Genomic DNA, 10,420 nt, shown 5'->3' with positions numbered 1-10,420 from the left:
TGGATATCTCAGAGGACCGAGGCCAGGAAGGCGCGGGTGCGTTCGTGTTGCGGGTTGCCGATGACCTCCTTGGCCGGGCCCTGTTCCACGACGTGGCCGTCGTCCATGAACACCACCCGGTCCGCGACGTCCCGGGCGAAGTTCATCTCGTGGGTCACCACGACCATGGTCATGCCGGTGGCGGCCAGGTCCTTCATGACCTTGAGGACCTCGCCGACCAGTTCCGGGTCCAGCGCGGAAGTCGGCTCGTCGAAGAGCATGACCTTCGGGCGCATGCACAGCGCCCGGGCGATCGCCACGCGCTGCTGCTGCCCGCCGGAGAGCTGGCGCGGGTAGGCCTTGGCCTTGTCGGCCAGCCCCACCGAGTCCAGCAGCGCCAGCGCCCGCGCGGTCGCGGTCGAGCGCTTTTCCTTGAGCACCAGGCGCGGGGCCTCGATGAGGTTCTCCAGCACGTTCATGTGCGGGAACAGGTTGAAGTGCTGGAACACCATCCCGATCTCCACGCGGGAGCGGCAGATCTTCGCGTGCGGCTGCTCGTGCAGCCTGGTGCCCTTCAGGTCGTAGCCCATCACCGATCCGTCGACCCACATGCGGCCGCCCTCGATGGTCTCCAGGTGGTTGATGCAGCGCAGCAGCGTCGACTTGCCCGAGCCCGAGGGCCCGATCAGGCACACCACCTCCCCGCGCTCCACCCGCAGGTCGATGCCCTTGAGCACCTCCAGCCGGCCGTAGCTCTTGCGGATTGCGTCGGCCTTGATCATCGGCCCGGGCGCCGTGGCGGCGGTGCCGGTCTCCAGGATGGTCGCACTCATTTCTTGGCTCCCTTGATGGTCAGCGGGTCGTGCACCCGCACGAACCGTTTGAGTTGTTGCCACGGGGTCTGCGGCAGGCTGCGCTGCCCGCCCTTGGCGTAGTGGCGTTCCACGTAGTACTGCCCGATACTCAGGATCGAGGTGACGACGATGTACCAGATGCTCGCGACCATCAGCAGCGGGATCGTCTCGAAGTTCCGTGCGTAGATGATCTGCGCCGAATACAGCAGCTCCGGCACGGAGATCACCGAGACCAGGGCGGTGGCCTTGAGCATCCCGATGGTCTCGTTGCCCGTCGGCGGGATGATCACCCGCATTGCCTGGGGCAGGATGATCCGCCGCATGGTCTGCAGCCGGTTGATGCCCAGCGCCCCGGCGGCCTCGGACTGCCCGTGGTCCACCGACAGGATCCCGGCCCGCACGATCTCCGACATGTAGGCCGCCTGGTTCAGACCCAGGCCCAGGATCGCGGCGGTCAGCGGCGTGATGATCGCGTTCGCGTCCAGGTCCACCCCGGGGATCCCGAAGGTGATCGAGGGGTAGAGCGCGGCCAGGTTGTACCAGAACAGCAGCTGGACCAGCACCGGGGTGCCGCGGAAGAAGGTCACGTAGCCATAGGCCGCGGTGCGCACCACCGGGTTCGCCGCGATCCGCATCACGGCCAGCACCACGCCCAGCACGATGCCGATGAGCATGCAGATCACCGTCAGCTGCAGGGTGACCCCGATGCCGCGCACGATCGAGACGTCGCGGATGTACATCCCCACGGTCTCCCACCCGAAATTCGGGTTGGTGACCACCGAGCGGGCCAGCAGCAGCCCCAGGAACAGGATCACCGCCGCCGAGATCCAGCGCCCCGGGTGCCGCGCCTTGACGATGCTGTACTCGTCGACCGCCGCCGCGGTCTTCTTTGGTTCGGTCACGATAGTCATGATGGACTCTCCGTTGCTACTTCAGGACGACGTCGGCCGAGGTGATCTCGGTGCTGGCGGGCAGCGCCCATTTGGTGTTGATTTCCTCGTAGGTCGGGGATTCAATCACCGCGGCGGTGGCGGCCTGGATGGCCGGCAGCAGCTCGCTCTTCTTGCCCAGCGCCGTTCCGGTCAGGGTCGAATCGTAGTCGGGGCCCTCGGCCACCTCGAACTTCCCGCCGGCCAGTTGGCCCTGGTAGGCCAGGGACACCGAGTCGGCCATGACGCCCGCGACGCGGCCGGAGGTCAGCGCCAGGTTCGCGTCGTTCTGCGTGGGGAAGAACTGCATGTCGATCGCCTCGTTTCCGGCCTTGGTGCACTCCTTGGAGAACTCCGGCAGGATGTCCAGTGACTGGATCGAGCCCTTCTGTGCGGCGATCGCCGTGCCGCACAGGGCCGCCGCGTCCACGCTGAGCTTTTGCGGATTGCCCGGTGCCACGGCCAGGCCCGTGCCGCCCTGCAGGTACGGGACGAAGTCCACGGCCTTGCGGCGCTCGGGCGTGACGCTGAAGGTGGACATGCCCAGGTCGTACTTGCCCGACTGCAGGCCGGGCAGGATGGTGTCGAAGGTTGCCGGGACATGCTCGACCTTCAGGCCCAGCACCGCGCCGATGGCGTCCCCCATGTCGGCGTCCCACCCGATGATGGTCTTGTTGTCGGTGTCGTAGTACTCGAACGGCGGGTAGGTGGGGTCCGAGGCAATCCTCAGTACGCCCGCCTCCCGGATGTCCGCCGGGAGCAGGGCACGGGCGTCCTCGTTGACGCCCAATGCGGCAGCGGATCCGGATGCCGGGGCACCGGCCCCCTGGTTCGGTTCTGCCTGGGACACGGTGGTGCAACCGGTGGCGGCAAGGGCAAGGATCATGCCGGCGGCCAGGAAACGGGTGGTGCGGTGCGAGATCATGTTCGGTCCTTTGTGGGTGGTGTCCGGGCCGCGAGCGGCTCCGGACGTGGTGGGAGAACGGGCGGGACTAGAGGGAGTCGGGATCGAGCGGCGCTGCGATGTGCATCAGGTGGGCGCCCGGGTCCACCCGCGTGGACCGGCGCATGATCGCGACCACCCCGTCGATCGGGGCATGGTACGAACGCGGCGCCCGGTCCAGCTCGTCGATGAAGTGCACACGGGCCACCGGCTGCCCGGCGCGCACCGACTCCCCCAGGTCGACGAGCGGTTCGAAGAGCCCGGCGGCGGTGGAGGTCACCGCCGACTCGGGCACCAGTTCCAGCCACTGCGGTTCGGCGGGCGCCGGCGCCCGGGCCTCGTCGCGCAGGATCCCCAGGTCGGCCAGGAGGCGCGGCATGCCGCTGCGCATGGTCGCCAGCGCGTGCCGGTCCACGGTCCCGGACCCGGACAGCTCGGTGGAGATGGTCAGGACCCCGGCCAGGTCCCCGGCGCTGGAGAGCGATCCGGGCTCCAGCAGCGGGGCGACCACCATGACGTACGGCAGGCCCAGCAGCCGTACGGCGCGCAGTTTCGCTCCCCACAGCTCCTCGTCGGGTCCGCGGTAGATGAACGCGGAGGGCAGGTAGGTCGAGTTCGATCCGCCCGAGTGCATGTCGATCACGAAGTCGGCGCGCGGCAGCAGGTCCCCGGCGATCAGCGCGGCCACCTGTTCGGTGGGGCCGCCGTCGGCATTTCCGGGGTAGCTGCGGTTGAGGTTTCCCCCGTCGATGGGCGATACCCGCGCCGCGCCGCGCACGGCCGGGGAGTTGGCCGCCGGCACGACGATCACGGTGCCGCTCAGCCGCTCCGGATCCAGCTCGCGGATCAGTTCGTGGGCCAGGACCTGCCCCTCGTATTCGTCCCCGTGGGTGCCGGCCACCAGCAGGGCCACCGGTCCGGGTCCAGAGGAAATCACCGCCAGCGGAACCGGGATGACCGAGCCGTCGTACACGTTGTCCGAATGCACCACGTGTCCGTAGCCCAGTTGTTTCCCGGTGGCGGAGAAGTCGATCCCGGTGAAGTTTGCGCAGATCGCCTCAAGTGGGCGCGTCGGCGCCGTCCCGGCGCTCACGGGACCCACCTCAGGGCCGCGGCGCGGCGCGGGGCCAGCATCGTGACCGAGACGCGGGCGTCGGGGGCGGTGAGCGAAAGGCGCAGCGATTCGTTCTCCTCCCCCTCCACGATGAACACGTCGCCGGGGTTCAGCCAGCGTTCCCACGGCCCGTCGACCGCGGCGATGAGCACCTGTCCGTGCAGCGAGGTCACCACCAGCTGGTGCCCGGCGGGGCGTTCGACGACCCCGGTGTGCCCGTTGGCGTACACGGAGGTCTGCACCCCGATGTAGTCGGGGTCCGCGTCAATGAGCACCTCGGACCCGGTGGCGTGCTCGGCCAGCCGCGCGGTCCAGCGCCACGGGTCCCCGCGCTCGTCGGTGTCGGGGCAGGCGGCCAGGGTGCGTTGCCCCTGTCCGGCCTCCCAGTAGTCGTCCAGCGAATCGGCACGTACCAGCATCCACATGGCGGCTAGGCCCCTACACCGGCGACCGGCCGGTCCGCGGCGGCGACCTGTTCGCGCTTGAGCAGCGTGGAAAGGATGCGCCGTGCCTTGGCCACGCCGCCGTCCTGGGCGATGAGCACGTCGAACTCCCCGGCCGGGCGGGACTGCATGCCGATCTCCTGGGCCTCCAGGGCGTCGGCGTCCTCCTGCAGCACGGTGTTCAGGCCCACCCGCAGGTCCTCGGTGGCCTGCGCGTCGTCGACGGCGAAGTTGCGGCTGAAGGCGTAGTAGTACCAGGAGTTGTGCTCGTCGATGGGCGTGATGCCGTTGAGCACCTTGATCAGGTAGCCCTCGGCGCGCGGCTTGCCTTCCCCGGTGATCCCGGAGTGCAGCACGTGCAGGTTGGGCACGAAGAACTCGGTGCAGTGGAAGCGGTCGAAGAGCCCGCGGGCGTCCATGGTGTCGGCGTACAGCGGCGGCGCCTCCACCGACGGCATCAGGCGGTCCACACTGACTACAGAGCCTTCGACCTCAACGGTGATGCCGTGCTCGTAGATGTAGTCGTCGCCCACGGTGGTCTTGTGCAGGAACGACTCGTGGGTCAGGTCCAGCAGGTTGTCGTGGATCAGCCCGGCGCGGCACTTGAAGTGGAAGGAGTGGGTGACGGTGGCCCACTCGGGGTCGTTCATCCAGTGTGTGTCCGGCACGTCCGCCGGGTCGGCCAGGTCCGCGTCGCCCATCCAGGCCCAGATCCAGCCGTCCTTTTCCACCAGCGGGTACTTGCGGACCTTCGCGCGCTCGGGGATGGTGCTCTGCGCCGGGACCTTGGTGCACATGCCGTCCGCGCCGTAGGTGAACCCGTGGTAGCCGCATTCGATGGAATCCCCGATGGTGCGACCCTCCGAGAGCGGGAAGGCGCGGTGGGCACAGCGGTCGGCCAGCGCCACGGGGGTGCCGTCCTGGGTACGGAAGAGCACGAGGGGCTGTTCGCAGATCACCCGCTTGACCGGCTTGCGGTCGACCTCGTTGCTCCAGGCCGCCACGTACCAGGTGTTCAAGACATACATGTTTTTTCCTTTTCGGAAGGTGGAACGCTATGAATTGTATTCACCGTATACAGTGGATACAGATGGGTCAAGGGTTTTTTGTGACCCGCACCACCAGTGCCTCGTCGGAGAGTGAAAACCGCACGCTAGACTGCTGGGAACCGCGACGAAACATTTCAGGGAGACGCATGGCTACGGGAGTCCACGACGCAAGGCCGCTGGCGGTGCGCGTCCACGAACAAATCGCGTCCGAAATCGTCAGCGGCGCGCTGAAGCCGGGAACCGCCCTGGTCCAGGAACAGGTTGCCGCCCAATACGGCGTCTCGCGCACGCCGGTGCGCGATGCGCTGGCCCAGGTCGCGATGGAGGGCTTGGCCACGCTGGTGCCCGGGAGCGGCTACGTGGTCAACGACCTCACGGCCCAGGACGTGCACAACGTCTTCGAGGTGCGTAACCACCTGGAGCAGCTGGCGATGGCACAGGCCCTTGGCCGGCACACCCCCGCGCAGCTGGTGCGGCTGCGGGCGCTCATCGACGAATTCGAGACGGTGGATCCCACCGACGCGGAGGAACAATTCCGCCTCGGCAAGGAATTCCACCTCAGGCTCATCGACCCCTGCCCCAACCAATACCTGCGCGAGACCCTGGGGAGCATCTGGGGACACCCGATCCAGCGGCGGATCACCCGCGCCTACCAGTTGGGGCCCGAGCACCAGGCCTCCATTGCGCAGGCGCACCGGGACATCCTGGCGGCCCTCCCCGCCGGTGACCTGGAAACGATCATCCGGATCCTGGGCTACTGCCACGACGCCGGCGACATCGACCCGCAGTCGCTTCCCACGCGCGTGTAATTTTTCGGAGAATCCGCGTTCCCCTGGCGGCGGCCCGGTTTCGCGCCACCGCAATGCGTCGTGCAACGAGGACAGCGAGTCGCCGGCTCCCCTTACAGGATCTTGCCCTGCCGCGAAACCGAAGGGCCATACGTTGACGAAGGCCAAAGTGCTGCCGTATGAGAACTTCAACCACGTCCCCGTCGCCCTCCGCTGCACATCACGGATACCGCCCCATCGGTCGCCGACGGGTTCTCCGAGGCCTGGACGAACAACTGCAATGTCCATGGGACGGGCCCGTGACATGTCCATGGAACTGCCCAGCTGCCATGGTTGATTCGCTACACTTGTGCATGCCCGGGGCCTCTCCGCGAAAGACGCATAGACGCAATTTCCGTCATTCCGGCCACCGCTCGCCGTCGCGACCCATATTCTGATCCGATGATCCCCACCCAGGAAGCAGGTGCCGCACGCACCACTCGACTCCGGAGGTTCCGGCCGGTGACCGGAATTCATTCCCCGCAAAGCTGTCCCGCCCCACAAGCTGCGAGTGGATGCCACACGGTGCCGGATGCCGCGCGCCGCCACCCAAACCGTATGGCGGCCCCTGGGCAGCCCGGCTGCCGGCATGGATTGGCGGACTGCAAACGTGGACATTGAAACCAGGAGGCTGGAGTACTTCGTCACCCTCGTGGACGACGGAAGCTTTTCGCGGGCCGCGAGTCGCTTGTTCATCTCGCAACCGGCTCTCAGCCAGCAAATAGGCAAGTTGGAACGGGAAGTCGGAGTCATGCTCATCGACCGCACGGTGCGGCCGTTCAGCATCACGCCCGCCGGTCGCGACATCTACGTGCAAAGCAAGATCATCCTTGAGCACGTGAACAAGATCGAGGACATATCCCAACACCACCAGGAAGGGATGCGCGGCAGCATCAGGCTCGGGGTGATCCCGGCGCTGCTCTACAGCAGGATCCCGGCACTCGTGCGCGGCTTCGCCCGGATTCACCCAGCCGTGAGCATCTCCATGGAGCGGGAAAACACGTTGACGCTCACCGGCATGCTCGGCAAGGGGCTGCTCGATGTCGCCATCACGTTTGCCCGGATCGAGGACGGCAAACTCAGAAGCATGAAGGTCTTCGAGGACAGGTTTGTTGTCGCCCTTCCCACCGACCACCCCGCCGCGAAGTCCGAAGCCGTCGACCTGGGCGAGCTGGGCATGGAGAACATCATCATGAGCCAGCGCGCGGGGGCGCCCGCCAGCTATGACACGCTCGTCGCTGCCTGCATGCAGGCAGGATTTTCACCCAACACCATGGTGGTCAAGGGCTCCTATCTTGACCACATCAGCTACGTTTCGGCGGGGTTTGGCGTGGGCATCATCCCGGCCGGCATCGCCCGCCTTGACATGCCCAACGTCGTCTACCGGCCGTTGCGCAGCCCGGGGATTTCGCTTGATTACTTCATGAGCTGGTCAGAGCCCCTGCTTAACCCGTCGACGGGACTGTTCATCGAACATTGCATCGCACGGGCACCGCTGGAGCTCGCGGATCCCGCCTCCCCGGACAGCCCGGAATAGGCGGCGCCCCGCTCCTGGCGGCGATCAGCATAAGCGTTCACGACACCCAGCATACGAAGAACAAAACCAAGGGGCTTCTCCATTGCCGCGACCACGGCCACGACCCTACGGTGGGTCCAACGCCGCAGATGACAGCGGCAATCGAACCGTCCAGGAATCCTTGGACATCCACCATCCCGGCCGCACGGCAGGACTTCTCCGCCGTCGCCGACCAGGTCGAAAGGCACACCATGACCGCATTCCGCACCCACCGATTGGGTGAGATGAGCTGGACCGAGGCACGTGATGCCGCAGCATTGAATCCCGTGGTGCTCATTCCATCCGGCGCCGTGGAGCAGCACGGCCCCCACCTGCCGCTCAACGAGGACGCGATCACCGCCGAATGGGTCGCCGAGCGCATCGCCGAGCGTGCCGATGGACCGGTTTTGGTCACGCCAACGGCCACCTACGGGCATTCCCCCTCCTTCGCCGGATACCCGGGCACCTTGAACCTGCAGTTCAACACGCTGAAGATGGTCATGCAGGACATCATGGAGAGCTTGATCCAGCACGGCTTCCGGCGCATCGTCGTGATCAACAACAACGGCGGCAACCAGAGTCCCATCGCCCAGGCCGCCTGGGAGATGCGCCGCAAGCACGGCGTGTTGATCGGCACCGTGTACCCCTGGTCCATCGGATACAAGGTGATGCGTGATTTGTATTCGGACCCCGCACGGCAATTCGGCCACGGCGCCGAGCCCGAGCACTCCGCCATGCTGGCGATGTTCCCCGAACTCGTCCAGTCGCAGCTCATCGAAGACGGAGAGCTGCAGCCCTTCGAGGGGTGGCAGCCGACCAACTACAACGAAGCGGCCATTCCGGGACAGAGCGAACCGGGCACCCTGTACTGGGACTTCTCGGAGATCAGCCCCAACGGCGTCACCGGTGATCCACGCATGGCCACCAAGGAACGCGGGGAACTGTGGGTCGAACGCGTGTTGGGCGTCTGCCTCGGCTTCGTCAATGAATACGACCGGAACACCCTCAACACCGAGTGGGCACGCAGCGAGGTGATGGCCAAATGAAAATCAGCGTGGCCCAGTTCGCCCCCACCGACGACAAGTCGCAGAACATCGAAACCCTCCGGATGCTGGCCGCCCGGGCCAGTGCCGAGAACTCCCGGGTCCTCGTGGCCCCCGAGGCAAGCCTGTTCCATCCCAAGCAGCCAAGCACCCAGGAAGTCATCGACGCGGCCGAGCCGTTGGACGGGCCGTTCGTCACCGCCCTGGCGGAAATCTCTGCCGAACACGGCCTGCTCATTGCCGCGGGATCGTTCCGACCGGCCACCGGCGACACCGATGGCGGGAAGGTCTACAACACGCAGGTGATCCTGGATCGAGGAACCCTGCGCGCGGCCTACGACAAGTTGCATCTCTACGACGCGTTCACGTACCGGGAATCGGACTACATTGTTCCGGGCGACGACCTGCCACCGGTCCTGGAGGTCGATGGGTTCAGGATCGGTTTCAGCACTTGCTACGATCTCCGTTTCCCCGAGATGTTCCGGCACTTCGCCGACCAGTCGGTGGATGTGCTGGCCAACGGGGCCGCCTGGGTCCGAGGCATCTTGAAGGAGGAGCACTGGATGACCCTGCTGCGCGCCCGGGCCATCGAGAACACCGCCTACGTTTTCGGCAGCGGGGATGCCGGTCCGCGTTCGGTGGGCCGAAGCGCCATCTACGACCCGTTGGGAGTCCAGCTGGCCGATGCCGGCGAGATGTCTCCAACCATCATCACCGCCGACGTCACGCGATCCCGGATCGACGACGTCAGGAAAACCGTGCCGTCGCTGCAACATCGCCGGTCACTTTTCGCGCAGGCCGTGCCGGCGGGCTCCCCTGCCTGACTGGCTGCCGGACGCCAACCCGGCGACACCACAATTTCTTGAAGGACAACCATGTTTATTCGAAATCCCATGCCCGAGCAGCTAGATCCGGCCTTGGTCGCGGCCTTGGGCACGCTTGGAACTTCAACGCTGGGCCACATGAGGGACCACGGGTTTCCCCGTGGGCTCTCCCCGGTGCGCCGCCCGCTGCGATTTGTGGGAACGGCCGTAACGGTCAGGATCCCGCACCTGGACTCCACGGCAGTGCATGTCGCCGCCGACTCGCTTCGCCCCGGCGACGTCATTGTCGTGGAGCAGAACGGCGATGAAAACCGTTCGTGCTTTGGCGGAATGGTTTCGCACACGGCCCATGCCCGTGGCGCCGTGGGCGCAGTGATCGAAGGCTGCATCAACGACATTGACGACCTGGACGGACTGGGTTTCCCGGTGTTCTCACGGGGCATCTCCTCGTTGACCACGAGGATCGCCGGCATCGAGGGGGCCATCAACGTGCCGGTGACGATCGGCGGTGCGATCATAAACCCCGGCGATGCCATCATGGCCGACTCCGACGGTATTGCCGTTATTTCCCCCGACGAGGCTTGGGAGATCGTAGCCAAGCTGAGAGCCAAGGAGGAACGTGAAGGCCCGCTGAAACTAAAGATCAGCGCCGGTGACCAACTTTCGAATTGGACACGGGCCCGTGAAGTGTTTGAAGCCAATGAAGTTCCCGCGGTGAGAGTGTAAATCGGCGCCTCACCGCCTCTGGACGGCAGCCCGCCGGCACGGAATCCCACCTGCAGGAGCTCCCCCACCCATCATCCCCAACCACCATCCACTATTGCGAAGGTCTACGCTCATGCGACTGTTCCACAAGACGG

Annotated in this window: 11 protein-coding genes; 5 read left to right on the top strand and 6 right to left on the bottom strand. The window is 66.1% G+C overall.

What is annotated here, in order from left to right:
- Positions 1-8: 8 nt before the first annotated feature.
- From ACIPVK_RS13020 to ACIPVK_RS12995, 6 genes are all read right to left on the bottom strand, one after another.
- The gene (locus ACIPVK_RS13020; RefSeq protein WP_407612406.1) at positions 9-812 is read right to left on the bottom strand and encodes an amino acid ABC transporter ATP-binding protein; all 804 of its coding nucleotides are present in this window, start codon (positions 810-812) and stop codon (positions 9-11) included.
- Positions 809-1,744, bottom strand: a complete 936-nt coding sequence (locus ACIPVK_RS13015) for an amino acid ABC transporter permease (RefSeq protein ID WP_407612405.1) — start codon at positions 1,742-1,744, stop codon at positions 809-811. Before ACIPVK_RS13015 ends, ACIPVK_RS13020 begins: the two co-directional genes overlap by 4 nt.
- Positions 1,745-1,760: 16 nt before the next feature.
- Complete coding sequence (locus tag ACIPVK_RS13010) at positions 1,761-2,687, bottom strand: ABC transporter substrate-binding protein (RefSeq protein WP_407612404.1); 927 nt, start codon at positions 2,685-2,687, stop codon at positions 1,761-1,763.
- Between the two features lie 67 nt (positions 2,688-2,754).
- Complete coding sequence (locus ACIPVK_RS13005) at positions 2,755-3,798, bottom strand: succinylglutamate desuccinylase/aspartoacylase family protein (RefSeq protein WP_407612403.1); 1,044 nt, start codon at positions 3,796-3,798, stop codon at positions 2,755-2,757.
- The gene (locus tag ACIPVK_RS13000; RefSeq protein WP_407612402.1) at positions 3,795-4,244 is read right to left on the bottom strand and encodes a hypothetical protein; all 450 of its coding nucleotides are present in this window, start codon (positions 4,242-4,244) and stop codon (positions 3,795-3,797) included. The genes ACIPVK_RS13005 and ACIPVK_RS13000 overlap by 4 nt, the downstream gene beginning before the upstream one ends.
- 5 nt (positions 4,245-4,249) lie before the next feature.
- Positions 4,250-5,290 carry a Rieske 2Fe-2S domain-containing protein gene (locus ACIPVK_RS12995; RefSeq protein WP_407612401.1) on the bottom strand — a complete coding sequence of 347 codons (1,041 nt, stop codon included), beginning with the start codon at positions 5,288-5,290 and terminating at the stop codon, positions 4,250-4,252.
- A 167-nt stretch (positions 5,291-5,457) separates the two neighbouring features.
- Here ACIPVK_RS12995 and ACIPVK_RS12990 point away from each other — a divergent pair, with 167 nt between their 5' ends.
- The 5 genes from ACIPVK_RS12990 to ACIPVK_RS12970 all read left to right on the top strand — a co-directional run bounded on the left by ACIPVK_RS12990 (position 5,458) and on the right by ACIPVK_RS12970 (position 10,286).
- Positions 5,458-6,120: a GntR family transcriptional regulator gene (locus ACIPVK_RS12990; RefSeq protein WP_407612400.1), complete on the top strand. Its 663-nt coding sequence runs from the start codon at positions 5,458-5,460 to the stop codon at positions 6,118-6,120.
- 628 nt (positions 6,121-6,748) lie between these two features.
- Positions 6,749-7,675 (top strand): LysR family transcriptional regulator, encoded by a 927-nt coding sequence (locus ACIPVK_RS12985; protein ID WP_407612399.1) that lies wholly within the window; start codon positions 6,749-6,751, stop codon positions 7,673-7,675.
- Positions 7,676-7,905: 230 nt separating this feature from the next.
- Positions 7,906-8,739, top strand: coding sequence for a creatininase family protein (locus ACIPVK_RS12980; RefSeq protein WP_407612398.1), 834 nt, complete (start codon positions 7,906-7,908; stop codon positions 8,737-8,739).
- Positions 8,736-9,560 (top strand): carbon-nitrogen hydrolase family protein, encoded by an 825-nt coding sequence (locus ACIPVK_RS12975; protein ID WP_407612397.1) that lies wholly within the window; start codon positions 8,736-8,738, stop codon positions 9,558-9,560. The genes ACIPVK_RS12980 and ACIPVK_RS12975 overlap by 4 nt, the downstream gene beginning before the upstream one ends.
- A gap of 51 nt (positions 9,561-9,611) precedes the next feature.
- On the top strand, positions 9,612-10,286 hold the full coding sequence (locus ACIPVK_RS12970; RefSeq protein ID WP_407612396.1) for an RraA family protein: 675 nt from the start codon (positions 9,612-9,614) through the stop codon (positions 10,284-10,286).
- Positions 10,287-10,420 lie beyond the last annotated feature (134 nt).

This window comes from Paeniglutamicibacter sp. MACA_103 (genome assembly GCF_045798555.1).
Taxonomy (GTDB): Bacteria; Actinomycetota; Actinomycetes; order Actinomycetales; family Micrococcaceae; genus Paeniglutamicibacter.
The sequence above is the reverse complement of the archived record's forward strand: the minus strand, read 5'-3'. Positions and strand labels throughout refer to the sequence as shown.

What these genes read in the sequence shown, in the direction of transcription:
- ACIPVK_RS13020 (WP_407612406.1), bottom strand. Translation starts at nt 812, where the DNA reads ATGAGTGCGACCATCCTGGAGACCGGCACCGCCGCCACGGCGCCCGGG.
- ACIPVK_RS13015 (WP_407612405.1), bottom strand. Translation starts at nt 1,744, where the DNA reads ATGACTATCGTGACCGAACCAAAGAAGACCGCGGCGGCGGTCGACGAG.
- ACIPVK_RS13010 (WP_407612404.1), bottom strand. Translation starts at nt 2,687, where the DNA reads ATGATCTCGCACCGCACCACCCGTTTCCTGGCCGCCGGCATGATCCTT.
- ACIPVK_RS13000 (WP_407612402.1), bottom strand. Translation starts at nt 4,244, where the DNA reads ATGTGGATGCTGGTACGTGCCGATTCGCTGGACGACTACTGGGAGGCC.
- ACIPVK_RS12995 (WP_407612401.1), bottom strand. Translation starts at nt 5,290, where the DNA reads ATGTATGTCTTGAACACCTGGTACGTGGCGGCCTGGAGCAACGAGGTC.
- ACIPVK_RS12990 (WP_407612400.1), top strand. Translation starts at nt 5,458, where the DNA reads ATGGCTACGGGAGTCCACGACGCAAGGCCGCTGGCGGTGCGCGTCCAC.
- ACIPVK_RS12980 (WP_407612398.1), top strand. Translation starts at nt 7,906, where the DNA reads ATGACCGCATTCCGCACCCACCGATTGGGTGAGATGAGCTGGACCGAG.
- ACIPVK_RS12975 (WP_407612397.1), top strand. Translation starts at nt 8,736, where the DNA reads ATGAAAATCAGCGTGGCCCAGTTCGCCCCCACCGACGACAAGTCGCAG.
- ACIPVK_RS12970 (WP_407612396.1), top strand. Translation starts at nt 9,612, where the DNA reads ATGTTTATTCGAAATCCCATGCCCGAGCAGCTAGATCCGGCCTTGGTC.